Source organism: Kribbella turkmenica (assembly GCF_004348725.1).
In the GTDB taxonomy this organism is placed as follows: Bacteria; Actinomycetota; Actinomycetes; order Propionibacteriales; family Kribbellaceae; genus Kribbella; species Kribbella turkmenica.
Genome location: NZ_SMKR01000106.1, coordinates 1 through 26177 on the forward strand (window position 1 = coordinate 1; position 26177 = coordinate 26177).

26 protein-coding genes are annotated in these 26177 nt (G+C 70.4%); 13 read left to right on the plus strand and 13 right to left on the minus strand.

The genetic code is table 11. The features are described 5' to 3' along the window. On the minus strand, positions 1–446 hold a 446-nt coding region (locus E1218_RS22795), incomplete at its 3' end, for a DUF2461 domain-containing protein (RefSeq protein ID WP_132323390.1). Positions 447–619: 173 nt separating this feature from the next. Here E1218_RS22795 and E1218_RS22800 point away from each other — a divergent pair. Next, complete coding sequence (locus E1218_RS22800) at positions 620–1177, plus strand: hemerythrin domain-containing protein (protein ID WP_132323392.1); 558 nt, start codon at positions 620–622, stop codon at positions 1175–1177. Between the two features lie 48 nt (positions 1178–1225). Here E1218_RS22800 and E1218_RS22805 read toward each other — a convergent pair whose 3' ends face one another. The 3 genes from E1218_RS22805 to E1218_RS22815 form a co-directional block, all read right to left on the minus strand. Continuing rightward, positions 1226–2386, minus strand: coding sequence for an epoxide hydrolase family protein (locus E1218_RS22805; protein ID WP_132323394.1), 1161 nt, complete (start codon positions 2384–2386; stop codon positions 1226–1228). After that, positions 2383–2673 carry a hypothetical protein gene (locus tag E1218_RS22810; RefSeq protein ID WP_132323396.1) on the minus strand — a complete coding sequence of 97 codons (291 nt, stop codon included), beginning with the start codon at positions 2671–2673 and terminating at the stop codon, positions 2383–2385. The genes E1218_RS22805 and E1218_RS22810 overlap by 4 nt, the downstream gene beginning before the upstream one ends. A gap of 196 nt (positions 2674–2869) precedes the next feature. Continuing rightward, complete coding sequence (locus tag E1218_RS22815) at positions 2870–3376, minus strand: DinB family protein (RefSeq protein WP_132323398.1); 507 nt, start codon at positions 3374–3376, stop codon at positions 2870–2872. Positions 3377–3455: 79 nt separating this feature from the next. Here E1218_RS22815 and E1218_RS22820 point away from each other — a divergent pair, with 79 nt between their 5' ends. Together E1218_RS22820 and E1218_RS22825 are read left to right on the plus strand one after the other, a co-directional pair. Further along, positions 3456–3893: an ArsR/SmtB family transcription factor gene (locus E1218_RS22820; protein WP_132323400.1), complete on the plus strand. Its 438-nt coding sequence runs from the start codon at positions 3456–3458 to the stop codon at positions 3891–3893. After that, entirely contained in the window at positions 3890–4876 is a 987-nt protein-coding gene (locus E1218_RS22825; RefSeq protein ID WP_132323402.1) for a cation diffusion facilitator family transporter, read from the plus strand. The genes E1218_RS22820 and E1218_RS22825 overlap by 4 nt, the downstream gene beginning before the upstream one ends. Here E1218_RS22825 and E1218_RS22830 read toward each other — a convergent pair. Beyond that, positions 4830–5342 carry a GNAT family N-acetyltransferase gene (locus tag E1218_RS22830; protein ID WP_233712397.1) on the minus strand — a complete coding sequence of 171 codons (513 nt, stop codon included), beginning with the start codon at positions 5340–5342 and terminating at the stop codon, positions 4830–4832. The genes E1218_RS22825 and E1218_RS22830 overlap by 47 nt on opposite strands. A gap of 76 nt (positions 5343–5418) precedes the next feature. Between E1218_RS22830 and E1218_RS22835 the strand changes: the two genes are divergently transcribed. Continuing rightward, positions 5419–5706 (plus strand): DUF1905 domain-containing protein, encoded by a 288-nt coding sequence (locus E1218_RS22835; RefSeq protein WP_132323404.1) that lies wholly within the window; start codon positions 5419–5421, stop codon positions 5704–5706. 31 nt (positions 5707–5737) lie between these two features. On the opposite strand, the gene E1218_RS22840 is transcribed toward E1218_RS22835, so the two are convergent. Next, the gene (locus tag E1218_RS22840) at positions 5738–7336 is read right to left on the minus strand and encodes an ABC-F family ATP-binding cassette domain-containing protein (RefSeq protein WP_132323406.1); all 1599 of its coding nucleotides are present in this window, start codon (positions 7334–7336) and stop codon (positions 5738–5740) included. A 178-nt stretch (positions 7337–7514) separates the two neighbouring features. Between E1218_RS22840 and E1218_RS22845 the strand changes: the two genes are divergently transcribed. From E1218_RS22845 to E1218_RS22855, 3 genes are all read left to right on the plus strand, one after another. After that, positions 7515–8198 carry a response regulator transcription factor gene (locus tag E1218_RS22845; protein ID WP_132323408.1) on the plus strand — a complete coding sequence of 228 codons (684 nt, stop codon included), beginning with the start codon at positions 7515–7517 and terminating at the stop codon, positions 8196–8198. Between the two features lie 69 nt (positions 8199–8267). Then, the gene (locus E1218_RS22850) at positions 8268–9641 is read left to right on the plus strand and encodes a HAMP domain-containing sensor histidine kinase (RefSeq protein WP_132323410.1); all 1374 of its coding nucleotides are present in this window, start codon (positions 8268–8270) and stop codon (positions 9639–9641) included. Between the two features lie 76 nt (positions 9642–9717). Continuing rightward, entirely contained in the window at positions 9718–10719 is a 1002-nt protein-coding gene (locus E1218_RS22855; protein ID WP_132323412.1) for a 2-dehydropantoate 2-reductase, read from the plus strand. Here the strand turns inward: E1218_RS22855 and E1218_RS22860 are convergent. Continuing rightward, complete coding sequence (locus tag E1218_RS22860) at positions 10684–11592, minus strand: GNAT family N-acetyltransferase (protein WP_132323414.1); 909 nt, start codon at positions 11590–11592, stop codon at positions 10684–10686. The two genes, E1218_RS22855 and E1218_RS22860, sit on opposite strands and share 36 nt — an antisense overlap. Positions 11593–11605: 13 nt before the next feature. Continuing rightward, entirely contained in the window at positions 11606–12166 is a 561-nt protein-coding gene (idi, locus tag E1218_RS22865) for an isopentenyl-diphosphate Delta-isomerase (protein WP_132323416.1), read from the minus strand. Positions 12167–12385: 219 nt separating this feature from the next. On the opposite strand from idi, the gene tyrS reads away from it, so the two are divergent. Then, the gene (gene tyrS, locus E1218_RS22870) at positions 12386–13588 is read left to right on the plus strand and encodes a tyrosine--tRNA ligase (protein WP_132323418.1); all 1203 of its coding nucleotides are present in this window, start codon (positions 12386–12388) and stop codon (positions 13586–13588) included. A gap of 43 nt (positions 13589–13631) precedes the next feature. Then, complete coding sequence (locus E1218_RS22875) at positions 13632–14837, plus strand: aminoglycoside phosphotransferase family protein (RefSeq protein ID WP_132323420.1); 1206 nt, start codon at positions 13632–13634, stop codon at positions 14835–14837. 126 nt (positions 14838–14963) lie between these two features. On the opposite strand, the gene E1218_RS22880 is transcribed toward E1218_RS22875, so the two are convergent. From E1218_RS22880 to E1218_RS22900, 5 genes are all read right to left on the minus strand, one after another. After that, positions 14964–15353: a VOC family protein gene (locus tag E1218_RS22880; RefSeq protein ID WP_132323422.1), complete on the minus strand. Its 390-nt coding sequence runs from the start codon at positions 15351–15353 to the stop codon at positions 14964–14966. Next, positions 15353–16660: a cytochrome P450 gene (locus E1218_RS22885; RefSeq protein ID WP_132323424.1), complete on the minus strand. Its 1308-nt coding sequence runs from the start codon at positions 16658–16660 to the stop codon at positions 15353–15355. Before E1218_RS22885 ends, E1218_RS22880 begins: the two co-directional genes overlap by 1 nt. A gap of 333 nt (positions 16661–16993) precedes the next feature. Continuing rightward, positions 16994–17530: an isochorismatase family protein gene (locus E1218_RS22890; RefSeq protein WP_132323426.1), complete on the minus strand. Its 537-nt coding sequence runs from the start codon at positions 17528–17530 to the stop codon at positions 16994–16996. A gap of 10 nt (positions 17531–17540) precedes the next feature. Then, positions 17541–19184, minus strand: coding sequence for a glycoside hydrolase family protein (locus E1218_RS22895; protein WP_132323428.1), 1644 nt, complete (start codon positions 19182–19184; stop codon positions 17541–17543). Continuing rightward, a complete protein-coding gene (locus tag E1218_RS22900) occupies positions 19181–22441 on the minus strand; it encodes a DUF2961 domain-containing protein (RefSeq protein ID WP_132323430.1) in 3261 nt (1086 codons plus the stop codon). The genes E1218_RS22895 and E1218_RS22900 overlap by 4 nt, the downstream gene beginning before the upstream one ends. 180 nt (positions 22442–22621) lie before the next feature. Here E1218_RS22900 and gndA point away from each other — a divergent pair, with 180 nt between their 5' ends. The 4 genes from gndA to E1218_RS22925 form a co-directional block, all read left to right on the plus strand. Further along, positions 22622–24064: an NADP-dependent phosphogluconate dehydrogenase gene (gndA, locus tag E1218_RS22905; RefSeq protein WP_132323432.1), complete on the plus strand. Its 1443-nt coding sequence runs from the start codon at positions 22622–22624 to the stop codon at positions 24062–24064. A 182-nt stretch (positions 24065–24246) separates the two neighbouring features. After that, on the plus strand, positions 24247–24678 hold the full coding sequence (locus tag E1218_RS22910; protein WP_132323434.1) for a DUF6319 family protein: 432 nt from the start codon (positions 24247–24249) through the stop codon (positions 24676–24678). A gap of 491 nt (positions 24679–25169) precedes the next feature. Continuing rightward, positions 25170–25706, plus strand: a complete 537-nt coding sequence (locus E1218_RS22920) for a DUF6817 domain-containing protein (protein ID WP_132323436.1) — start codon at positions 25170–25172, stop codon at positions 25704–25706. Positions 25707–25804: 98 nt separating this feature from the next. Beyond that, positions 25805–26177: hypothetical protein (locus E1218_RS22925; protein WP_132323438.1), on the plus strand; the 373-nt coding region annotated here is incomplete at its 3' end.

Here is a 26177-nt window from a genome sequence, read left to right on the forward strand (position 1 = left end):
GTCTTGAGGCGGTCGCCGCCGACGGTCCAGCCGGAGGTGGTGAGGTCGGCGAGGAGTCGTTCGAGTTGTTTGCCCCGGCGGTCGTCGTCGATCGCGGCCCGTAGGCGGCCGAGGCGTTCCGGGCCGGCCTCGTAGAAGCCGGCACCGACCCGTACGCCGGGCGCCGAGATCTGGACGTACCAGCCGGTCGACGGCGCGACGTCGATGAACGCACCCTGATGGGTCTTGTACGGCGTCTTGTCGCGGGCGAACCGGACGTCGCGGTACGGCCGGAACAGCTTCGCCGTGCCGAACTCCTCCTCGAGCTCCGCCAGCAGCGCCGTCATCGGCGCCCGGACCGACTCCTCGTACACGTGCTTGTTGGCCGTCCAGAACGACTTGGTGTTGTCCATCTCGAGGTCGTCGTAGAAGTCCAGCGCCGCGGCCGGGAACCCGGTGAAACTCATCCGCGTCCTCGCCTCGCTCCGGGCACGGACGAGGCACGAACCACGCTGTGCTCGATGGTGGACTCGCATCGCTCCTTCACACCGCCCACGATAGTTCGACCTCGAAATGAGTGGTTACCTCGCGGGTACCGGAGGCGGGCCATCAAGCCCGACCAGGTTCGAGAGGACATGAGATGCCCGCGGACGTTGTCGATCTGATCATGCAGGACCACCGTGAGGTCGAACGACTGTTCGACGAGCTGAAGGACAGCCCGGAGAAGCGCCCGAACCTGTTGCCCGTGCTGACCACGCTGCTCACCGCCCACAGCCGCGCCGAGGAGGCCGAGGTCTACCCGGTCGCGGCCGCGGAGGCCGGTGAGAAGGAAGAGGTCTCGCACAGCCAGCAGGAGCACATCGAGGCCGACCAACTACTGGCCAAGCTGGCGAGCACCGACCCCACGTCGGCCGAGTTCGACACCGTGCTGCAGAACCTGGTGGACGCGGTCGCGCACCACGTCGAGGAAGAGGAGACGAAGGTGCTGCCGGGAATGCGCTCGAACCTCTCGGACGAGCGCCTGGCCCAGCTCGGTGAGGCGTTCGTTGCCAGCCGCAAGCAACATCTCGGCGAGCAGCCCGGTGACATGACCCGCGACCAGCTCGCTCGGCAGGCGAGCAACGCCGACATCTCCGGAGCGTCGGGCCTGGACAAGGACGCACTGAAGAAGAAGGTCGAGAAGGAAGCCGAGCGCTGATCCGGACAGGTGCGCCGGCCACTACCTGGCGCAGGCCGGCGCACCGCTTCAGTCCAGGGACCTGAAGAACGCCCGGACGTCCTCGACCAGGAGTTGAGGTTGTTCGAGAGCGGCGAAGTGGCCGCCGTGCGGGTGACTCGTCCAGCGGACGATGTTGTCGGTGACCGCGACCCGGTGCCGGAGCGGGATGAAGTTGTCGTGGGCAAGGTCCAGCAAGGCGGTCGGTGTCCGCGACGGCTCGGGCGGCCGGCCGCGGTACGGCGCGTGCGCGCGCTCGTAGTAGATCCGGGCCGCGGATCCCGCCGTACCGGTGAGCCAGTAGAGCATCACGTTGGTGAGCAGGAGATCGCGGTCGACGAGACTCGCGGGGTCTGTCCACTCGGCGAACTTCTCCGCGATCCACGCCAACTGGCCGACCGGTGAGTCGGTGAGTGCATAGGCCAGCGTCTGCGGCCGCGTCGACTGCAGGGCGGCGTACCCATGCCGTTCCTTCAGCCACTCCTGCTGCCTGCGCCAGGATGCCCATGTGCGTTCGCGCTCGGCGGGGTCGAGCGGTTCGAGCTCCTCCGGAGTCGGCTCGGAGGTCGCGCCGCCGCTCGGGATCAGGTTGAGATGTACGCCGATCACGCGGTCGTCGATCCGGCCGGCCTCGCGGGAGATCGCGGCACCCCAGTCGCCACCCTGGACGCCGTACCGCTGGTAGCCGAGGCGAGTCATCAGCTCGGTCCAGGCACGGGCGACGCGGGTGAAGTCCCAGCCGGTCTCGCGGGTCGGACCGGACAGGCCGAAGCCCGGGATGCTCGGGATCACCAGGTCGAACGCGTCAGCCGGATCACCACCGTGCGCGCGCGGGTCCGACAACGGCCCGGCGACGTCGGTGAACTCGACGATCGACCCCGGCCAGCCGTGGGTGAGGATCAGCGGGGTCGCGTCGGGCTCGGGCGACCGGACGTAGGCGAAGTGCACGGTCGCGCCGTCGATGACGGTGGTGAACTGCGGCCACACGTTCAGCCGCTCCTCGGCCTTCCGCCAGTCGTAGTCGTGCCGCCAGTACGCGACCAAGTCCTGCAGATAGTCCTTCGGCACGCCGTACGCCCAGCCGACACCTGGTAGCTCGTCCGGCCAGCGGGTCAGGTCGAGCCGGGTCCGCAGGTCGGCCAGCTCGCCGTCCGGCACGCTGAGCCGGAAGGGTTTCAGTCCGGCGTTCAAGCGTTGACCTTGTCGCGGACGACCTTCACCGCCGCCGCCGCGATCAGGCAGAGCACGCCCGCACTGATCACGATCGTCACCAGGGTGCCGGCGCCGTTCAGCGCGTTGTCGCACGCCATCGGGGTGATCCCCGCGGCCGGCTGGAAGGCGGAACCGCAGTCGGTGCCATCGGCCGAGACCGACCGGAAGCCGAGCGCCACTCCGCCGAGCAGTACGGCCGCTCCGGCGATGGCGAGAACCTTGTTCACCATCGTCACGACGATCCCGGCGCCGAACAGCCTGGGCATGCCGACGGCACGCCCCGTGAGCCCCGTTGCACTTCGTTCACTCCTGACGTCGACTGACCACCCTGATCGAACTTACGGTCCGGCGCCGGATGATCCACACCCGCGCGGGCGGTCAGCACCGATTCTTCACACAGTCCTTACTCAGGACATGACCGACCGTGACGATCGTCTCAAAGAGTGGTGTGGCCCCAATCACTCACCTTGGTTGCCGGATGGCGTCGAGCAGCAGGTCGAGGTGCCCGCGGTGCTGGGCGGTCTCCTCGATCATGTGCAGGTAGATCCACCGCAGGCTCACCAGCTTGCCTCCGGACGACGCCCGGGCAGCCAGTACGTCGAGCGACTCGAGCCGGGTCGCGATCTCCCGGCTCGCCCCACACGCCAGGAGATAGAGCTCCCGCAGCTCGGCCACCGAGTCCTTCGCGGCCGAGTGGAACTCCCAGTCCGGGTCCTCGTCGAACGGCGCGGACCGCCATGGCTCCGCACTCGGGGCGTCGAGCAACTTGTGGTTGAACCACAGGTCCTCGACCGCCGCCAGGTGCTTGACGATCCCGCCGACGGTCAGGTCGGTGGCCGGCAGGGCCCGCCGGGCCGCCTCCTCGTCGGTGATCCCGTCCAGCGTCGCCACCACCGACGCACGGTGGAAGTCGAGGAACTGCTCCAGCGTCCGCCGTTCGCCGGCGGTGACCTCCGGATAACGGTCCATCCGGCCAGTGTGCCGTGCCGGCGGGCCACGACATTCCCGGCCGATTGCCGAGGCAGGGCGGATGGCCTAGGTTAGACGTATGAAGAGTTCTGCAGATGTGCAGAGGGCGACCGGGACGGCGGGGTGGGCCCAGAGCCGCACAGACGCCTGCACCGTGCGGCTGGTGGACCCGGAGCGGGTCGCCAGTGTCAACGCCAGAATGCCCGCTGAGGAAGACGTCGTCGACACGGCCGACGTGTTCAGCCTGCTCGGAGATCCACGCCGGCTGAAGCTCCTGGTCGCGCTGCTCGACGGCGAGCTCTGCGTCTGCGATCTCGCCGCCGTCACCGGGATGAGCGAGTCCGCGACCTCACATGCTCTTCGGTTGCTGCGTGCGCACCGCGTGGTCGCCGTACGGCGGGACGGCCGGATGGCGTACTACCGCCTGGACGACGCGCACGTCCGGATGCTCGTCGACCTGGCCGTGGCGCACACCGAGCACACGGACGCCATTCACCCCGAGCGGTCCGACGGATGACCGCCGAAGCCGGGCACGGCCATGTCCATGGCCGCGGCGTCAGCGTCGAGGCCGACCGGAAGCTGCTGACCGCCGCGCTGGCGCTGATCGTCGGGTTCATGGCGGCCGAGGTGGTCGTCGGGATCGCCGCCGGGTCGCTGGCGCTGATCACCGACGCCGCGCACATGCTCACCGACGCGATCGCGATCGTGCTCGCGCTGATCGCGATCCGGCTGGCCGCGCGCCCGCCGGCCGGCGGGTTCACGTACGGCCTGAAACGGGTCGAGATCCTGTCCGCGCAGGCGAACGGCATCACGTTGCTACTGCTCGCGGCGTACTTCGTCTACGAGGCGACCACCCGGATGATCCACCCGCCCGAGGTCAAGGGCGGGCTGGTGCTGATCACGGGTGTGGTCGGCATCGTGGTGAACCTGATCGCGACCTGGCTGATCAGCAAGGCGAACCGCACCAGCCTGAATGTCGAAGGTGCCTACCAGCACATCCTGAACGACCTCTTCGCGTTCATCGCCACCGCGATCGCCGGTCTGGTCGTCCTGCTGACCGGCTTCGCCCGCGCCGACGCGATCGCCGCGCTGGTCGTGGCCGCGCTGATGCTGAAGGCCGGTGTGGCCCTGGTCCGCGACTCCGGCCGGATCTTCCTCGAGGCGGCCCCGGCGGGCCTCGACCCGCAGGCCCTCGGCGCCGAGCTCTGCGCGGTCGACGGGGTGGTCGAGGTCCATGACCTGCACGTCTGGGAGATCACCTCCGGCGAGCCGGCCGCGTCGGCGCACGTCATGGTCGCGGAAGGACTCGACTGCCATCAGATCCGGGTGCGGATCGAGACCCTGCTGGCCGACAGCCACGGGCTGACGCACTCGACCCTCCAGGTCGACCACGCGACCGGGGCCGAGGTCTCGGCGCACTGCTCCGATGCCCACGGCACCGTTCACCGATCGGTCACAGCCGCTGGACGAGAACCTGACCCGGCCATTCCGAACCGTTGACCGGTACGGCGAACGCCACGTCACGCGTGAAGCCCTGCTTCTCGTAGTACCGGACCAGCCCGCCGTCCCCGCCCGCGAAGCAGTCCACCCGCAGCACCCCGACGCCGGCCGCCCGCGCCAACTCGCGGGCGTGATCGAGCAGGCGGGTGCCGATGCCCTGTCCGGCCGACGCCCGATCCGTCACCAGCAGACGCACGTACAGCTCGGGCTCGGTCGCCGGCGGCACGTGCGGCAGCGCCGTACCGACGGCGAGCGCGCCGACCACGCGCCCGTCCGCCTCCGCCAGCCACAGTCCGCCGTCCCCGGCGAAGCCGGCGATCTGCGCGATCCGCCGCGGGTTCGTCGAGTGCGGCTCCGTACCCCACTGATCGGTCCGTCCCCGGGCCACCAGGCACTCGGTCGCGCCGTCCAGCAACGCCAGGACGTCGGGTACGCCGGGGTGCCCCGCCGGCCGGATCGTGATCACCGATCAACAATAGATGTCGAAATCCGGTCGTCGGCTTCTACCACCAGGCGAAGGCACATCCGGAGAGGAGCTCACCATGACCAAGAAGACCGAAAAACTGGACAAGACGTTCACCGCGCCGCTGCGGAAGAGCGACGCGGAGGGCGGCTGGACCTACGTGCAGATGCCGGGGTCGGCCGAGTACTTCGGCACCCGCGGGCTGGTGAAGGTCCGCGGCACCATGGACGGGCACCCGTTCGAGAGCTCGTTCATGGCCCTCGGCGACGGCACCCACAAACTCCCGGTCAAGGGCACCCTCCGCGACCTGATCGGCAAGGAACCGGGCGACGAGATCACCGTCCACCTGGAGGAGCGCCTGGGCTGACCCGCCGTTCGGTGGGCCGGCCGGCGTGCGGTCAGGCCAGCGAGACCAGGTCCAGGTAGTCGTCGGTCCAGAGGTCCTCGGTGGCGTCGGGCAGGATCAGCACCCGGTCGGGGCGGAGAGCCTCGATGGCGCCCTCGTCGTGGGTGACCATGACGATCGCGCCCGGATAGCTGCCGACCGCGCCGAGGACTTCGTCCCGGGACGCCGGGTCCAGGTTGTTCGTCGGCTCGTCCAGCAGCAGCACGTTGGCGCCCGAGTGCACCAGACCGGCGAGCGCCAACCGGGTCTTCTCGCCGCCGGACAGCACGTGCGCCGGTTTCTCCGCGTCGTCGCCGCTGAACAGGAACGAGCCGAGGACGTTCCGGACCTCGCCGTCGGTCAGGCCGGGCGCGACCGACGCGAGGTTCTGCCGGACGGTCCCGGCCAGGTCCAGAGTGTCGTGCTCCTGGGCGAAGTAGCCGAGCCGCAGGCCGTGACCGGGCACGACCCGGCCCGCGTCCGGCAACTCACGACCCGCGAGCAGCCGGAGCAGCGTGGTCTTGCCGGCACCGTTCAGCCCGAGGATGACGACCCGGCTCCCCCGGTCCACGGCCAGGTCGACGCCGGCCAGCACCTGCAGGCCGCCGTACGCCTTCTTCAGGCCGACGGCGCTGAGCGGGGTCTTCCCGGACGGCGCCGGCTCCGGAAGCCGGATCCGGGCCACGCGGGCGGCCCGCCGTACCGGCTCGAGGTCGGCGAGCAGTCTGTCCGCACGTCGCGCCATGTTGCGCGCGGCCACCGCCGTGGTGGCGCCGGCCTGCATCTTCGCCGCCTGGGCGTGCAGGACCGCGGCCTTGCGTTCGGCCGTGGTGCGTTCGCAGGTGCGGCGGCGTTCGTCGAGCTCGAGTTGCTCGAGGTACTTCGACCAGCCGGTGTTGTGCACGTCGATCGTCGTCCGCTGTGGATCCAGGTGGAACACCCGGTTAACCGTTGCCGCGAGCAACTCCCGGTCGTGGCTGATGACGACCAGGCCGCCGGGGTAGCCGAGCAGGAACTGCCGCAGCCACAGGACCGAGTCGGCGTCCAGGTGGTTGGTCGGCTCGTCGAGCAGCAGGGTGTCGTGCTGCGCGAACAGGATCCGGGCCAGTTCGACCCGTCGCCGCTGGCCGCCGGACAGCTCGCCGACCGGCTGCTCGAGCGCGCGGATGGGCAGGCCGACGCCGGCCGCCAACCGGGCAGCCTCGGCCTCGGCGGCATAACCGCCGCCGGTCTGGAACTGCGCTTCGGCGCGGGCGTACGCCGCCATCGCGCGCTCCTGGGCGTCGCCGACGGCCGTGCTCATCTCGGTCTCGGCCCGGCGGAGGTTGCGGACGGCAACGTCGAGGCCGCGGGCCGAGAGGATGCGGTCGGTGACGGTCTGCGCCGGGTCGGCGGCGCGTGGGTCCTGGGGCAGGTAGCCGACCGAGCCGGACACCGAGATGTCGCCGGCGGCCGGGCGGTCCTCGCCGGCCAGCGTCTTCATCAGGGTGGTCTTGCCCGCGCCGTTGCGGCCGACGAGCCCGACGCGGTCGCCGGGGCTGAGGTGGAACGAGAGGCCGGACAGCAGGAGGTGCGCGCCGACGCGAATATCTACACCGCGGACGGTGATCATGGTTACTCTCCGTGATAGCTGATGGACGCACTTCTGGTGTGGAAGCGGGTCCGCAGCTAGACACAGAGGCAAGTAGCCATGCGCCCAGAGTAGGAGGCCGTCCCGGAGCGACCAACCGATTTACCGGCGCCCGGTCGGAGCCCCGGCGGATGGGCCGTCCGTACGCCACACTGGTCCGGTGGCACACAGCCTGCTGTTGGTCGACGACGAGCCGCGCATCCGGCGGGTACTGCGGCTCGCCCTGGAGGACGAGGGGTACCAGATCGCCGAGGCGGCGAACGGGTACGACGCACTCGCCGCACTCCGCCGGGAACCGCCGGACGTGGTGTTGCTGGATCTGATGCTGCCCGATCGCGACGGGTTCACGGTCTGCCGCGAGATCCGCCGTACCAGCGACGTGCCGGTGATCATGGTGACCGCGCGGACGGACAGCCACGACGTGGTCGCCGGCCTCGAGGCGGGCGCCGACGACTACGTCACCAAGCCGCTGGTGGCCAAGGAGCTGTCGGCCCGGATCCGGGCACTGCTGCGCCGGGTCGAGCCGGCCAACGCCCGGCAGGCCGAGTTGCTCGTGGTCGGCGACCTGCGGATCGACGTGGCCGGCGCCGAGGTGACCCGGGGCGACACGGTGCTGCCGCTCACCCGGACCGAGTTCAAGCTGCTGGCCGAGCTGGCCCGCGCCGAGGGCAAGGTGCTCAGCCGGGAGCAGTTGCTGTCGAAGGTGTGGGGCTACGGGTACTTCGGCGACAGCCGGATCGTCGACGTGCACATCCGCCGCCTGCGCCTGAAGATCGAGCACGACCCGGCGAACCCGAAGCACCTGGTCACCGCCCGCGGTCTGGGCTATCGACTGGTGAGCTGACCGGTGCGAGGCCGGCGACTCACGCGGTGGGGCCGAGACGGAGCCTGGCTCAGCCTGCGTGGGCGGGTCATGCTGGCCTACGGCCTGCTCGCTCTCGGCCTGTCGTCGGTGCTGGCGCTGGTGACCTGGAGCGTCGTCTCGGACCATCTCACCGAGCAGCGTCAGTCGTCCGCGATGGCCGCGACGGCCGACAACGCGGCCGCCTTCCGCTACGGCCTGTTCGGGGCGCCGAAGCCCTGCCGGCTCCAGGACGAGGCCGAGTGCGGCAGCCCGGCACCGCGGTCGGACATCACCATCGTCGAACTGCTGAGCAGCCTGCCATCGACCGACGCGGCCGCCTCGATGGTCTACTACGACCACCAGTGGTACTCGCTGACCGGGCGACCGTCCGACCTGCCGGCCGACCTGATCGAGACCGTGCGCAACGGCGACCCGGCGCATCGCCGGATCACCGTCGGCGGGCAGCAGGTGCTGGCGGTCGGCGTACCGATGAGTGGTCCGGACGAGGCGTTCTTCGAGTGGCATCCGCTGGCGAGCCTGGACAAGACACTCCGGACGCTGAAGATCACGTTGATCGGCGCGGCGGTCGTGGCCGCCCTGATCGGCCTGGCGGTCGGGCGGCTCGCGAGCACGCTGGCGCTCCGGCCGCTCGCCGCGCTGACCCGGGTCGCGGACGCGGTCGCGCGCGGGCAACTGGACGCCCGGTTGCAGGTGGAGAACGACCGGGACCTTGGTGGCCTGGCGCGGTCGTTCAACCAGACCGCGGCGGACCTGGAACGGCGGGTCGCGGCGGACGCACGGTTCGCCGGGGACGTCAGTCACGAGTTGCGGACGCCGTTGATGACGATGCTGAACTCGATGCAGCTGATCCAGAACCACCGGGCCGAGCTGCCGGCCCCGGTCCGGGAGCCGGTCGAGCTGCTCGGCGACGATCTCGACCGGTTCCGCCGGCTGGTGATCGACCTGCTGGAGATCTCCCGCGACGACGGCGGCGACCAGGGCAGCCGGGAGACCGTCCGGATCGCCGACCTCGTCCGCGCCGCCGCGAACGCCACCGCCGGACGGGACGTGACGACGGTCGCGCCGGCCGCCGAAGCCCTGTCCCTGCAGGCGGACAAGCGCCGGCTCGAGCGCGTGATCGCGAACCTGGTCGAGAACGCCGAGGACCACGCCGGCGGCTGCAAGGGCGTCGGCGTCGAGGCCGGCGGACTGGGTGTGGTGATCACCGTCGACGACGCCGGCCCCGGTGTTCCCGTCGACAACCGGGACCGGATCTTCGAACGCTTCGGCCGTGGCGAGACCGGCAACCGCAGTCGCGGTGTCGGTCTCGGCCTGGCCATCGTCGCCCGCCACGTCCAGTGGCACCACGGCACGATCGAAGTCACCGACCGCCCTGGCGGAGGCGCCCGGTTCACGGTCGAGCTCCCGGCGAAGGTCCTCTAGACGGGCCTCGCTCCACGAGCTCCCCGCGCGGACCGGCGCACTACCCGACCGGGGACCGATCCGGTTGGATGGCCCGGTGACGAGGATTGTGGTGTACGGCGCGGGTGGCATCGGCTGCTATGTCGGCGGGCGGCTGGCGGCGACCGGCGCGCCGGTGAGGTTCGTCGGGCGGCAGCGGACGGCCGACGTACTGGCCGAGCACGGGCTGCGGCTGACGGACTATCTCGGCGCGGATCTGCGCGTCGCCCCGGCGGACGTGCGCTACGAGACGACGCCGGGCGCGGCCGCGGAGGCCGACCTCGTGCTGGTGACGGTGAAGTCGGCGGCGACCGAGAGCGCGGCCGCCGAGCTGGCCGAGGTGCTCGAACCGGGTGCCGTGGTGGTGAGCTTCCAGAACGGCGTCCGCAACGGTGACCTGTTGCGGGAGCGGCTGCCGGACCACGTCGTGGTGACCGGGATGGTCCCGTTCAACGTGCTCAACCGGGGCGGCGGGGTCTTCCACCAGGGCACCGAGGGAGCGCTCGACCTCCAGCGGCATCCGAGCCTCGCGCCGTACGTCGACGCATTCGCCAGGGCCGGGTTGCCGCTGACGCAGCACGACGACATCCTGCCGGTGCAGTGGGCGAAACTCCTGCTGAACCTGAACAATCCGATCAACGCGCTCTCCGACCTGCCGCTGCGCGACGAGCTGTCGCAGCGTTCGTACCGGCGGTGCCTGGCCGCCGCCCAGGCGGAGACGCTCGCGCTCCTCGACGCCGCCGGAATCGCGCCGGCCCAGTTGCTGGCGGTCCCGATGCACCGCTTCCCGGTGATCCTGCGCCTGCCCGACGTCCTCTTCCGCCGGCTGGCCGCGAAGATGCTCGCGATCGACCCGCTGGCGCGGACGTCGATGTGGGAGGACCTCGAAGCCGGCCGGACCACCGAGATCGACTACCTCAACGGCGAGGTCGTCCGGCTCGCCGAGTCGCTCGACCGTTCGGCGCCGGTCAACGCCAAACTCGTGCACCTGATCCGCGCGGCCGAGATCAAGCGCCGGGCGTGGTCAGGCCCGGACCTGCTCCGGGAGCTGCAGGGGTAGCGCCGCCCGGACGTTGACGGCGACCGCGCCGTACCTGAAGCCGAGGTGTTCGTTCAGGCGGCGCATGTCGTCGTTGCCCTGCTGCGTCCAGGTGTAGACCTCGGTGATGCCGTGCTCGGCGGCCCAGGCCAGGCTCGTCCGCTTGAGCGTGGACGCGACCGCCCGGCCACGCCATTCCCGTCGTACGGCGGTGTAGGCGACCTCGGCGCGGTCCGGGCGGTCGGTGTCGAGCATGAGGCCGGCGACCCCGATCACCGCGTCGCCGGCGACGGCCACGAACATCGCCGCCGGGTCGTTGATCCATTCGGTCGCCCACTCCTCGGCCGACACGTCCAGGGAACCCTGGAGGTCCATGTCGGGAAAGGTCGGCAGTGCGACCTGCTCGTACGCCAGCGGCCACAGCTCCGGACGGTCCGCGACGGAGACGATCCGGTACGCCGCCGGCGCCGGCGGCCACGGCTCGGTGCCGATGGTCCGGACCTGCTCGACCTGCCGGCCGGTCTCGGCGAACCCGAACCGCTGGGCGAACGCCGACGACCCCTCGTCCGCCACGATCGAGCCGGCCAGCTCGTAGCCTTCGGCAACGGCATGGGCGGCGAGCTCGACCAGCAGACGGGTGCCGACGCCGCGCCGCCGGATCTCTGGACGCACCCTCGGTACGACGAACGCGCGACCGGCCTCGTCGGAGCGGTCGGACAGCCCGCTGCCGACGACCTCACCGTCGATCTCGGCCAGGAGCAGCAGGCGTTCCGGCCGGTCCAGCTCCCGGAGCTCGGCCACGCTCAGGCTGCGCTCGTCCGGCTCGACGGCGATCCGCACGTCCCGCCAGGCCTCGTAGTCCGCATCGGTCCGGGCCTGCCTGAGCGTGATCATCGTCGATCGTCCGTCAGCGAACCGCGGCCGGCGGCAGGTCGGCCGGGTCGGCGATCGGCCAGTCCCGCGGCCCGCGGCCGAGTGCGGCGAGCTCGTCGAGTTGCAGTACACACCACGGCGACAGGTCCGGGAAGTCGATCGGCCAGGAGACCCAGCGGTACGCCGCCACCTCGTCCGGGTTCGGGGTCGGTTCGCCGGTCCAGCTGACCCGGTACACCGGGCAGAGCTCGTTCTCGACCACGCCGCTCGGCATCTCGGCGCGGTACCGGAACTGCGGCAGCACCAGGTCGATCCGGTCCGCGACGATCCCGAGCTCGTCGGCGAGCCGGCGCCGTACCGCGTCCATCACCGGCTCGTCCGGAAGTGGATGCCCACAGCAACTGTTCGTCCAGGCGCCCGGCCACGTGGGCTTGCCGAACGCGCGCTGGGTGATCAGGACGCGACCGGCGTCGTCGACCACGTAGCTGGAGAACGCCAGGTGCAGCGGGGTCGCCGCGTGGTGGACCGTCGCCTTCGCCTCGGTCCCGATCGCCCGGCCGGCCTCGTCCAGCAGTACTACCCGTTCGTCCGTCACCCCCGGAGCCTAACTCGGTACCAGCCCCGCTCCGGCCCTGCTAGCCTGATCGGGTGATCAAGCGACGTGTGGCGTATCGACCGGCTCTGGGAGGGGCCGGCGTCCGGTAGTCCCCACACCTCGCTCCACCCAGAGCCTCCGAGGCAGGAACCGCACGGTTCCTGCCTCTTGTCGTCGGAGGCGTCTGCCGCGGGTGCCTCCTGTCCTGAGAGGAAGCCCATGATCGAACCCCGACTGGTGGTCGAGCGACTACGCCGTACCACCGACACCGTCATCGGCGAGGCGGACCTGCTCGAACGGCTCGCGTCCGGGCGGCCGCTGCGGATCAAGTACGGCGTCGACTGCACCGCACCGGACCTGCACCTCGGGCACGCGGTCAACCTGTGGCTGATGCGGCAGCTGCAGGATCTCGGCCACCAGGTCGTGTTCCTGCTCGGCGACCTGACCACCCGCGTCGGCGATCCGACCGGCCGCACCGAGACGCGCCCGGTGCTCACCCCTGCGCAGATCGAGGAGAACGCCCGGTCCTTCCTCGACCAGGTGTCGATCGTCCTGCGCACCGACCTTGAAGTTCTCGAGGTACGCCGCAACTCCGAGTGGTACGACGGGATGCCGGTGGCCGAGTTGCTGGGTCTGTTCGGCCAGGTCACACACGCGCAGTTGATGGCGCGGGACATGTTCCGCGAGCGGGTCGCGGCCGGGCGGGAAATCGCCGTGCACGAACTGGTGTACCCGGTGCTGCAGGGCTACGACAGCTTCGCGATGCGCAGCGATCTCACCATCGTCGGCTCGGACCAGCTGTTCAACGAGCAGCTCGGCCGGCACTTCCAGCAGCGCCTCGGCGCGCCGCCCCAGGTCGTCGTCACGACGACGATCACTCCGGGCCTCGACGGCCGGGCGAAGCAGTCGAAGTCGCTGAACAACTACGTCGCACTGACGGACACACCGCGGGACAAGTTCGGCAAGCTGATGAGCATCCCGGACTCGCTGGTGGAGACGTACGCCCACGTCTACACCGAGCTCCCACTGGACACCGTCGCCGCGCTCGGTTCGGCCGCGGCCGTCGGCGGTCCGCCCGCCCGCGACGCCAAGCTCCAGCTGGCCGCGGCCGTCGTCACCCGCTACCACGGCGCCGGGACCGCGCGCACCGAGCTCGAGGCGTTCAACCGGACCTTCTCCGACGGGCAGCAGCCCGCGGAGATGCCGGAGGTGTCCGTCGCACGGCAGGCAGCGACCGTTCTCGAACTGTTGCGGATCGTCCGCCCGGACGACAGCAGGTCGGAGCTCCGCAGGTTGGTCCGGCAAGGTGCCGTGGCGGTCGACGGACAGCGCGTGGACGATCCCGACCAGGTGGTCGCGCTGGCAGCCGACGTACTCCTCAGGTCGGGGCGGCGGACCTGGCACCGCATCCGTCCGGCCTGAAAACCCGGAGACGCGCCGCCGTGTCCTTGGTCAGACTTGACGGGTGGAAACGAAGACTGTCGAGGCGTTGGTGAGCGTGGGAACGCGCTACGTGGGTCGCGCCCCCCCGTTCGAGACCGGACCGCCTTGGTGGTCGGAGGTGGAGGAGGTCACCCGGCGGCTGGACGAGTTGCTCGGCGTGCGCACCGTCGTACTGCGGCTCGTGCACGCGGACGAGACCGAGCTCGGCCGCGGCGGACGGACCGTGTACCACGTGCAGGCGATGGGTGAGCCGCGAGCCGGGGTGCTGGACGAGACGCCGTACGACGGGTGGGACACGATCGTCGCGCCGCAACCGCTCCGGGCGCCCTGGGCCGAGGTGGACGGACCGGAGCGGATCACCGAGTGGGCTCGGTCGATCCTCGGACCGGTCGACCCGGTGCAGGTGAAGACGTGGAACCTCTCGTGCCTGCTGCGCTTCCCGGGCGCGTGGGCCAAGGCGACGAACCGGTTCGCCAGCGTGGACGCGGACATCATCGAGCACGTCCAGCGGTACGACGAGACACTCGCGCCGGCCGTGCTCGGCAAGTCGGTGCGGGACCGCTGGTCGTTGCTCGCCCACGCACCGGGCGTCGACTGCTGGGAACCGGACCGGGAGACCGTCGAGAACGTCGTCAGCCGGTGGGTCGCGGTCCAGGCGCAGCTGGCCACCGGTGCCGGCGAACTGCTCGCACCTCGTGTGCTGCCGGACGATCTGGCGGCGGAGACCGAACGGCTGCTGAGCGTCCTACCACTGCCGGCCGAGCTTCGGGCCGACGTCGAGGCGCTGGTGGTGGAGCTTCCGTCGATCGTCGGCGAGCTGGCGGCCTCCGGGTTGCCGATCACCTTGGTTCACGGCGATTTCCACCCCGGCAACTGGCGTTCCGACGGCACGTCCCGGGCGATCGTCGACTGGGCCGACACCTTCGTCGGTCACCCGGCGATCGACATCCACCGGCTCAGCGACTGGCTTCCGGAAGCCCGGCGGGCGCACGCGGTGGACGTCTGGACGACCGCCTGGAACCGCGAACTGCCGACCGCGGAACCCGAGCGTGCGCTGGCACCGACGACCGTCCTGGTCCACCTGCTGTACGCGACCATGTACCAGAAGTTCCTCGACAACATCGAGCCCGCCGAACGGGTCTACCACGAGGACGATCCCGCCTCCGAGCTCCAGGCAGCCGTGCGGGCGCTCGCCCGGGTTCGAGCAGTCCGCCTGGACCCGGCCTAGTTCGGGTCACGACGGATCTGGCTGAGGCGCGGGCCGCCCTGGACATCCCTCCCACAGCGCGAACGCGTTGGCAAGTTGGCGCGGGCGACCACCCTGCCGATCGATGGCGGGCGGCTGGCGGTGTGATCAGTCGTCGACCTGGATGACGCAGAACTCGTTGCCCTCGGTGTCGCGCAGGACGACGAACTCGTGCTCGTCGGGGTACTGCCAGTCGTCGGCGCGGGTCGCGCCGAGGGCGACGACGCGGTCGACGTGCTCGTCCCGCTTGCTGGTGTAGAGGTCGATGTGCACCGGAGCCGGGACGGCCGGAATCTCTTCCGCGCGCTGGATGAGCACGGCCGGGCCCGAGCCGGCCGGATCGGTCAGCTTCGCGAACTGGTCCGTCGGCCCGATCCGGTCCGGGCGGCGGTACCCGAGGGTGGCGGACCAGAAGTCCGCGGCGCGGTCCATGTCGAGCGCGTTGACGACGATCGTCGCCAGCCGCAGGTCGCCGATCTCGGCCGGTCTGCTGTTCATCACTTCCTCCAGAAGCCCATCCGTGGTGCGGTGTGGTCGAACGTCGCCGGCAGTGGGCCGGCGGTGAGCCTGGCGCGGGTGTGCGGATCCAGGTCGAGGTCGTAGTGCGACGTGAGGTGGTGGGCCGCCGTACCGATGGTGAGCAGAACGACGTTCCGCCCCGGGCACACCGCCGGCCCTTCGCTGAACGGGAGCAGCGGCCACGGCCCGTCCGAGCGGCCGTCCAGCCAGATCTCCGGGACGAAGTCGTTGGCGAACTCCAGCGCTTCGTCGTCGCGATGGAACACCGAGCTCACGATCGCGAACTCGGTCCCCGCCGGCGCGGTGCCGGCGTCCCACCGGGTCTCGGCCCGGCCTTCCCGCAGTACGACGAGAGTGGTCGGCCACAACCGGACCGACTCCTGGGCCGCCGCACCGGCGTACGCCCGCAGCGGCGACTCCTCCTCCGCGATGGTCTTGGCGACGTCCGGTCTGGTCGCGAGGACGGCGAGGAGCCGCCAGAGCGCGATCCCGGCCGCGTCGAACGCGAACAGCCAGTGCGGCACCTGACCGGCCGGGTCGAGTCCGCCACCGGGTTCGACCGTACGGCTGTCGCGCATGATCGTGCTGTGCATCAACGCTTCGACCAGGCTTCCGGGCGCCGCGTTCTCGACGTACTCCCCGACCTCCTCGTCGAAGCGTTCCCGAGCTCTGCGGTTGACCGGGTGGATCGCGGCCCAGTTGGCGTTGGCGCGCAGTACGTCGAGCAGTCGGGTCAGCTCGCTGTCGTCCCGGGCCGAGTCCCCGAGAACGATCCGGCGGACCATCCGCGACCAGCTCTTGCGGAAGTCCGTCCAGTCGAGCGTGCCGCTGGGGTGGAGCTCCTGGGTGATCGCGGCAACCATCTGGTCGGCGGACCGGTGGACCGGGCGCGCGGTGTCGAGGGCTTCCTCGTTCAGGGCCCGGCGTGGTGCGCGCAGCGGTGGGTCGGTGGCGAGGACCCCATGCGGCTGGAAGTGGTTCAGCGCGCCGACCTTGTCCGAGGTGGCGGCCGAGAACGGTTCCGGCGTCTCGTGCAGGATGCGGTGGACATGGTCCGGGTCCATCACCAGGGCGACGGTCCGGCCAGGGATCCTGATCAGCAGCGGGCCCTCGCCGTACCGCTGCCGCAGCGCGCGGACGCGGCGGAGGGCTCGATCGTCGGCATGAAGCAACTCGGCCACTCTGGAAACTGCCGGCCGGCGCAGGATCGCGCCCTGCGCGACGACCGGCAGCAGTACGTCGCGGACCGCCCGCGCGGCATCCAGGAACGTCGCAGTGGGAAGCATGGCCGTCCGGTGCCCGGGGCCTCCGGTGACAAACGAGCCGTCAGGTGCGCGGAGTCTCCTCCAGGCGCTGAAGGTCGGACCGGCCTCCCACCGCCTCGATGCTGGTGCCGGCCGTCCGGACGTCTTCCGAGGGCAGGTACCAGACCCCGCCGAGGCGCCGGTGCACCAGCCAGCGCAGCATGGCCGGGCCGGCATGGCTCGCCCTGGAATCCTGCGGATCAGGTGCTCGTCGACCCATCCTCAGCGGCTCTTCGGGCGCACGGTCCGATAGTCGTGCACCTGGTACACGAGGGCAACGATCACCACCGCGTGCCCGAGGCGACGGTGGTGGCGTCAGTCCGCCGGGCTGAGTGCGGCGACGTACTCGGTGCCGGAACAGACGGTGCCGAGCCGGGGGAAGATCGACGTCACCGCGAACTCGTGCGCGCGGGCGTCCAGCCCGGTCATCGCGTCGGCGACGTAGACGGTGCCGTAGCCGAGATCGTCGGCGGCCCGGCCGGTCGACTCGACCCCGAAGTTCGTGGCGATCCCGGCCAGCGCGACCGTCTCGATCCCCCGGGTCTGCAACTCACGGTCCAACGAGGTCCGGCCGAAGGCGCCGATGGTCGGCTTGACGATCTCCAGGTCGCCCGGCTCCGGCTCCGCACCGGGTGCGAACCCGCTGCCTTCCGGCTGCACCTCGACGCCGGACCGCTCGACCCGCACGTTCACGACCAGCCCACCGACTGACCGGGTCGCCTTCGCCAGGGCCACGCACCGCTCGAGCACGTCCCGCCCGGACAATGGCGCTGTCTCCAGCGCCACGATCCGGGGCATCAGGTCGATCAGAACCAGCGCGGTCACCCGGGGGTCCAGCTTGAACTCGGTCATACCTCCGACACTAGTTGAGGCCGGCTGCCAAGCTGTCGGCGAAGGTGACGTCTTGCTCGGTGTCCGAGAAGCCGAACCGGTAGTGGCCGCCGTCGTATGCGCCCGGTGGGAGTGGTCGTCCGCCCGGTTGCCACAGCGGCTGCCAGGCGACCGCGCCGTTCGACGCGTCGTACCAGTGGTTGTCGGCCGACCAGGCGGAGCCTTCGCGGTAGGCCGTCACGACGCTCAGACCGGGACCGGTGGCCATCGACCACCGCGGTAGCCCGGCGACGTCGCCGTTACGCCCGAGGCCGCCGGGGTCGCCCTGGTCGGGCAACGCCGAGTCGACGTTCAGCGCAACCTCCCAGACCGGCGCGTTCGTCGGCGTGTGCACCTTCCAGGTCAGGCGAGTGTCGAAGGTGTTCGCGGCGAAGTCGAACGACCAGTCGGCCGAGACCGGCTCGTCGCCGAAGGAGATACCGCGCAGTTCGAGTGACGATCGCCCGGTGTCGACCGTGGCAGCGGGGCCGCTGGGGTCGGTGGCGCCGAAGTTCCCGACCGCGAGGTACGGCGCGGTGGAGCGACCCGACGAGTCCAGAGCCGGCCGGTAGTCCCGGCCCCCGGCCGGATCAACCTCCAGGCTCCGCACAGCCGCGCGCGGAGTGGTCTCGATCGTCGCCCGGTAGTGCGACGTACTCACCACCCGACCCTTGGTCACCTGCAGCTTGGCGAAGTCGAGCGGCGCGAGAAACAGGCCGCCCTTGCCCCACCCGGCTCCGGTCACGTACCAGTTCTGGCCGTCCTGGACCACCTCGGCGGCGTGCGCCGGGATCGTCCCGACGTGCTGGTCGACGGTGAAGTGCAGCGGATCCTTGCTCTTGTACACCTTGGTCGTCTCGTAGCCGCCGTCACAACAGACGAACAGATACCAGTCGCTGCCGCGCTGGACGACGTACGGCGACTCGGTCGGACCGCCGAACGTCCCGCTCGCCGGATGCTGGAACGCCGTCTGCCGGTCGCTCCAGGTCCGCAGGTCCGTACTGGTGCGGTAGGCAACGATGTGGTTGCCGCCGGCCGGCGTCGAGTTGGCGGTGTAGTACATCACCCACTGGTCGCCGACCCTGCGCACCATCGGGTCACGCCCGTCGAAGCCGTCGGTGAACAGCGGATTGGCCGCGTCCCGGGTCCAGTGGACGAGGTCGGTCGACGTCGCCAGGTGCATCCGGTACGCCGTGTGGTCCGGGGTGCCGGCGGCGTAGAACATGTAGTAGGTGCCCGCGTCGTACAGCACGTACGGCGCCCAGATGTGACTCTCGCCCGCGGCCGGGTCGGCCACCAGCGCCGGCGGCTGCTTCGTCCACGGACCGTTCGGTGTCGGCGCGGTCGCGTGCCCGAAGCTCTTCTCGTCGAGCGGGTTCGCCGGTTCCGCGTGCGTGATCGCGTACACGTGCCAGGTGCCGGTCTCCCGGTCCTGCACCAGCGTGTGGTCGTTGTAGTACCACGGCTCGGACTCCCCCACGCCCGGGTCGTAGACCTTGGTGAACTTGCCGGCCGCGACCACCTTGGCGACCTCGAGGTACGGCGTGATCCGGACGCGCTCCGGGGAGGCACCGGCCTGCAGCGGGCTGCTGAGGACGGCGAGGCCGACGAGTGTGGCGAGGACTGTGCGGATCACGAGCCGAGCACCAGGTCGAGGAAGTCCAGGCCGGCGAGGTAGCCCGTGGCGGCCGGGTTCTTGCCGGTCAGGGTGATGGTCAACTCGTGCTTGCCGGCGGTAAGTTGCGCGCTGCCGAGATCGACTTCCGCCGTGCTGACACCCTGGGCGACGTAGCCGTCGAAGGTGATCTTGTCGTCGTCGACCTGGACGTCGGCGATGCCGTAGTCGGCGGCCTTCGTCAGCATGGCGCTCAGGTCGTACGAGCCGGTGGTCGGGACGGTGAAGCCGAGGACGACCTTGTCGCCGGCCTTGGTGCCGTGGATCCAGGCCTGCGTGCCGTTCGACCAACTCACCCCGCAGCAGTTGCCCTGCGGATCGACGGGCACGGTCGACGAGACCGGCGGCAGCATCGACTCGCCCTCGACCCGCAGCGTGTTGCCCGTGGTCGCCTCCGCGCCCGCCGACCTGCGGCCGACGTTCCCGGCGAGATCGACGGCGGCGACCCGGTAGGACCAGGTCTCGTGCAGTCCGAGATCGCGGTGCACGAACCCGGGCAGCGGGCTCGTGCCGATCAGCCGCTCCGCCGCGCCGGCCTTCGTCCCGTAGACGTTGTACCGCGCGATCCCGCTCTCGTCGGCTGTGTCGGACCAGCGCACGTCGACCGCGTTGTTCGTCCGCCCGGTGGCCGTGACCGTGGCAACCTGGCCGGGCGCCCGCTTGTCGTCGTACGGGAGGACGAAGGACTGCACGACGTACGCCGATGCCGTCCAGTCGGGGCCGGCCGGCCGGAGCTCGATGTCGAGCTCGGTGCGGCCGAAGGTGAGTGCCGGGGGCAACTGGTAGTTGTCGTCGAGCCAGCGCTGCTGGCCGTTCCCGAGCGGCTGCAGCCAGGTGCCCGCGTCCTTGCCGTCGACGAACACCTTGGCGGACTGGCCGGAGGTGTTCTGGTCGCTGGTCCGGCGCAGCGTCACGCCCCGGTTGGCGCGATCGACCTGGACGCTGAACTTGACCGGTTGCGTGGTCTTGCGGACCTGGTCCGTCAGCACGATGTCGTCGTGCTCGCCCTCGTACACCGACGTCACGTCGTACGTCTGGGCCGCGGTGTCGACGTACCCGTGCTGCCGGCGGCTCGCCGCCGAGCCGGTGTCGATCCGGTCGGTCTCGCGCGCGCCGAACTCCGCCGCGGTGTAGAGGAACGCCGTCGAGCCGTAGATCGCCGGGTGGTCGTCCTGCTGACCGTGCTCGATGGTGAAGTCGAGGTGGTTGTGGAACCCGATCGCGTCGGTGATGTGCAGTCGCCACGCGCCGTCACACTCGTGGGTGCAGAAACCCGCCTGGACCTCGTGCGCCGAGTTGCCGTGGAACGGGGTCGAGTAGGTGCCGGTGTTGAAGTACCAGCCGGACTCGTAGTAGTCCTCGGTGCCGGTGCCGTGGATCGCCGGGGTGCGCTCGCCGTCGACGTACACGCGCTCGTCGCCCTCGAGGTAGCCCCGGGTGTTGCCGTCGGCGAGCAGGCCTTCCATCGTCTGGGAGACGCCGACGAACTTGCCGCGACCGGTGACGTCCGCGAACGTCCAGTCGCTGCCGTGCGTGGTCTCGCCGCGGTGCGAGATCGCGGTGAAGTACCCGGTCTTCCCGGTCCGCAGGTCGTCGGCCTTGCGGGCGTCCCGCGCGGTCGTCACCTCGGCCTGCCCCTTCAGCGAGTACGCCGACGTGTTGACGAGCGTGACCGTGGCGCGGCCGGCGTACGGCATCGGCCACCAGGACGAGTACCAGCCGTCCGGGTCCATCGCGAAGAACAGTGAGCGGACCGGGTTCTCGCCGAGTCCGGAGCCGAAGAACTCGCCGATCGGGGCGTCGACGCGCTCCCGGCCGTCGATCGTCACCTGGACGCGGACGCCGGCCAGCAGCGAGTCGGACGGCTTGACCCGGGCCCCGTCCTCCTCGGTCGCGGCGTACGCCATCGCGTGCGAGCCGCTCCAGTTCTGCCGGGTGATGACGTAGCCGTGGGCCTGCTCCTCGGCGAGGTGGTTCGGGCCGAGGTCCAGGGTGTCGGTGCGCTTCGCCGTACCGCCGACGATCGAGTCGGCCCAGTAGGTGAACTCGTTGAAGTCCAGGTCGGACGAGACGAACTCGTTGGTGACGGTGATCTCGGACTTACCGGCGGTCAGTTCGGCCGGCAGGTCGACGGCCTGGTCGTGCCACTGGGCGCCCTGCGCTTTCAGCGGCACCCACTCGCCGGCCTCCACGCCGTCGACCAGCACCTTCGCCCGCTGGTTGCCGATCCGCAGATCCATCCGGCGGATCAGTTTCACGCCGGTGTTTGCCGGGTCGATCTTCACGGTGAACTTGCTGTTGCCGGTGAACGCGCGACCGTCGTCCGTCAACGACTGGAGGTCGAGACCGACGATCTCGGGCAGCTCGAGCCGCAGCGCGCTGATCTCACCCGGTCCCCTGGCGTCGGCCAGGGTGGTCTGCTCGCCGGGGGCAAGGTCCAGCGGGGTGGCCTCGGTCTGCGCGCCCGGGCGCGCGGGCTTCGGATCCTTGGTGCCGGAGGCCTTGAGCAGGGCGATGACGTCCTCGGCCTTGTCGGCCGGGTCGAAGGTGCGGATGCCGGTCGCGTCCGGGAACTCGCGGTACCCGACGTGGTAGAAGTACGGGTTGCTCTGGGTGGTGATGCGCATCGACTCCCGGTACGGCATCGGCACGCGGATGTACACGCCACCACTGGTCTCCTGCGCGTTCGCCACCAGCGGGTACACGAACGGCGCGCCGAGCTTGCCGTCGGCCAGGTCCTGCAGCGAGGTGTGCACGACCTGCCTGCCGTCGAGCTCGATGGTGATCGTCCCGGTGTTGGTGACGTCGCCGCCGTCCCGGGTGAACCAGACGGTCCCGATCTCGCCGGGTCCTTCGTCCTCGGCGATCACACATCCGGCGGCGGACGTCCGGAGGCAGGAGTACTTGCCGTCGAAGCCGTCGTTGTTGGTGCCGTCCCGGCCGAAGCTGGAGAACTGCTTCGTCCGGACGCCGGTCTGGAGCTCGGGCAGGCGGTCGAGGTTCCGGTACACGTCCCAGCCGATCGGACCGTTGTCCTGTCCGGCCGACGCGCTGACCGACTGGCCGGCCGACGTGGTGACCGACTGGCCGGCCGACGTGGTGACCGACTGGCCGGCCGACGTGGTGACCGACTGGCCGGCCGACGTGCTCGCCGAGGCGGTCGGGACGGGAAGAGCTAGCAACGAGCAGACGACGAGCGCACTGGCGCGACGAAGCATGGGCGGCCTTTCCTGCGGTGGGCGGGAAATCGATTTCTCAGATGTTTACCATCGTCGCAGGTGGATGAGAAGAGCTCGGCGGACTTTTCCTGGCCGTCCACAGGTCGGCCCCGCGCGCGGCGCACCCGGCGGCACACGCGAGACTGGGGGCGCACACAACTTGAGACTGCGGGAGATTCGATGAGCTCTGCTGCCAAAGCCCAGATCGGCGTCACCGGCCTCGCGGTGATGGGCCGCAACCTGGCCCGGAACCTCGCGCGCAACGGGTTCCGCGTCGCCCTGCACAACCGGTCCCAGGCGCGGACCGACTCGCTGGTCGAGGAGTTCGGCTCCGAGGGTGACTTCGTCCCGTCCACCGACCTGCCGGGCTTCGTCGAATCCCTGGAGCAGCCGCGGAAGATCATCGTCATGGTCAAGGCCGGCGAGCCGACCGACGCGGTCATCGACGAACTGGTGCCGCTGCTGGACGAGGGCGACATCGTCGTCGACGCCGGCAACGCGCACTTCGCCGACACCCGGCGCCGCGAGACCGCGCTGCGCGAGAAGGGCCTGCACTTCGTCGGCAGCGGCGTCTCCGGCGGCGAGGAGGGCGCACTGAACGGCCCCAGCATCATGCCGGGCGGGTCCCCGGAGTCGTACGCGGCACTCGAGCCGATGCTGACCAAGATCTCCGCCCACGTGAACGGCGAGCCCTGCTGCGTGCACGTCGGACCGGACGGCGCCGGCCACTTCGTCAAGATGCTGCACAACGGCATCGAGTACGCCGACATGCAACTGATCGCGGAGGCCTACGACCTGCTCCGGCACGTGCTCGGGCTGTCGCCGGCCGAACTGGCCGATGTGTTCCGGGACTGGAACACCGGCGACCTCGAGTCCTTCCTGATCGAGATCACCGCCGAGGTGCTCAGCCAGACCGACCCGACCACGGGCGGCGCGTTCGTGGACGTCGTACTGGACCAGGCGGAGCAGAAGGGCACCGGTCGCTGGACCGTCCAGTCCGCGCTCGACCTCGGCATCCCGGTGAGCGGCATGGCCGAGGCCGTGTTCGCCCGGTCGCTGTCGGGTGACGTCGTCCGCCGTACGGCGGCCGCCGGTGTGCTGCCGGGGCCGGCCGAGGCGAAGGCGGACGTGGACCGGGAGACGTTCATCGAGGACGTGCGGCACGCGCTGTACGCGTCGAAGCTGGTCGCGTATGCGCAGGGGTTCGACGCGATCCGGGCGGCGAGCGACGAGTACGACTGGGACATCGACCTCGGCGCGATGGCGACCATCTGGCGCGGCGGCTGCATCATCCGCGCGCGCTTCCTCGACCGGATCAAGGAGGCGTACGACCGGAACGCCGACCTGCCGTCGCTGCTCGTCGACGACTACTTCAAGGAAGCCGTCTCGAACGCGCAGGACTCCTGGCGGCGGGTGGTGGCGACCGCTGCGACCGTCGGCGTGCCGGCGCCGGGGTTCTCGGCCGCACTGTCCTACTACGACGGCCTGCGTGCCGAGCGGCTGCCGGCCGCGCTGATCCAGGGGCTGCGCGATCTCTTCGGTGCGCACACCTACAAGCGGGTCGACCGTGAGGGCACGTTCCACCTCGAGTGGTCGGGCGACCGGTCCGAGACGCAGTCCTGAGCTAGCTGATCGGCCGGGCCCGGCAACTGCCGTCGGGTCCGGCTGTGGCTCGGTCCGGCTGTGCTTGGTTCCGTTGTGACTGGTGGGGCTGGATTGGCTGATGTGTCGAACATGTGTTCTAATAGACGCTCAGCGCCAGCCCGCTCACCGCGGGCGATGTTCAGAAGGAGATCGCCGCAACGATGACTGTAGACACTCTGGCAGTAGAAGCGCCGTCGGACGTCGCCGACACTCCCGACACCGTCACCCCGACGGACGCCGCCCGGGCCACGGGCCGCGCACCGGTGGCGGACACTGCAACGGCGAAGCCGAAGAAGGCTCCGGCGAAGAAGGCTGCGGGCAAGAAGACCAAGACCCTCGAGCTGACGCTGACCGTCACCGGCACGGCCGACGGCGAGTGGCACGCCGAGCTCAAGCAGGGCAGCACCTACCTGGCCCGCAACCTCGCCGTCGCGGCCGCCGCGGTCTCCCGCGCCGCCAAGGAACTCCACCAGGACCTCTCCACCCCGATCGACGAGGTCATCGAAGCCGCCCGCGAGCAGCAGGCCGCCAAGGTAGCCGCCCTCGAAGCCGAACTGGAAGCCGCCCGCAAGGCCCTTGCCGAGCTCGACTGACCAGTTTCCGCGCCGGCCTGTTGCTCGCACCGGCGTGGACCCAGGAACTGCTGTCGTTTGGTGGTTTTCACCCGTTCGCTGCGACGGATTTCGTGCGTACCTCCCGCACGAGGGTGGAAACCACCAAACGGCAGCTACCCACACCCGACCGCGAGTGCAACGGCAGCGCACACCGCGGCAGCGATGCCCCCCTCTCCCCGAACGGCAGCGCACACACCGCGGGAATGGCAGGGAGCACCACGGCCGCGGCGGCGCACGCTGCGGGAGCGGCGGCACACACCGCGGGAGCGGCGGCGCGCCCTGCGGCCGACGCGGTGGGGCGGCGAGCTCGGCTTGCAGTTCCTCTCTCGTGCCCTCGGGGCCCGGGCATCGCTCGGGAAATGTGACGAACCCGGCGCGCCGGATGTCTGGGCGCGGTGATGAGTGAAGCCTTACCGTGATTGCCTGGGCCGTTCCTGCTGGGCCCTGGCCACTCCGGATGAAGGGGTCAGATGAGCGCTTTCCAGGACATGGGATCGCTGCTGCTGGTACGTGGTGCCGACGAGCTCGAGCACGCGGGCGGCAGCCTGTACGTCCACCTTCACCGGGTCGCCAAGCGCCTGACCACCCTCGGCGCGTCCGACACCCTGGTCCTGGCCGGTCTCGCGCACGCGGCGTACGGAACCGATGGGTTCCCGACCCACCTGTTCGACTGGCAGCAGGAACGCCCTGTCCTGGGAGCCGTCATCGGTCCCGAGGCCGAGCTGATCGTCTACCGCTACGGCTCTTGCGAACGCGAGACCACCTGGCGCGACCTGGCCGAGCACCGCACCGTCACCGACCGCTTCACCGGCACCTCGGAGGAGCTCTCCGGCGCGGATCTGCGCGACTTCATCGACCTGACGATCGTCAACGAGCTCGACGTCCTGGAGCACGCACCCGCCCTGGCACCCAAGCTCCGCCCGTTCCTCCAGGACCAGATCCCCCGCTGGCAGTCGCTCGCATCTCCCGCGGTCCTCACCGAGGCGAACCGCGTTCTCCAGCTCTGACCGCTTCCGGGCACCGGCGGCGGGAAGTGCTGTCCGCAGGCAGGTAGCTGCCACCGGCGTTCCTGGAAAACGGTCGACATCCGACGGATGATCGGTGCATGGCCCGCTACGAAGTGGTTGCACGCGCCAAGACCGACCGACGACTGTCCGACGCCGACTACCTCCAGCTCGCGTTCAGGTCGCACGCCCTCGACAAGGGCATGCACTTCCAGCGGGTCGAGAACCTGCCCGACGGCACCATCGCCGTTGTCCTGCACCACAAACTCTCGCCGCGCAAGCACGACACCGCCTGCACGATGGCGAACCGCAGCCTCGCCCAGCTCGGCATCCCCGCCCGCCAGGTCCAGCAGATCGACCTCCACCGCCTCTCCCGCCGCGGCAGAACGCTGGTCCGCTCCTGGCTCACGCCACCACCGCCAGCGGATCCCGCCGGCGACCGCGAACCACGGCGTCCAGCCCCCAACCCACCCC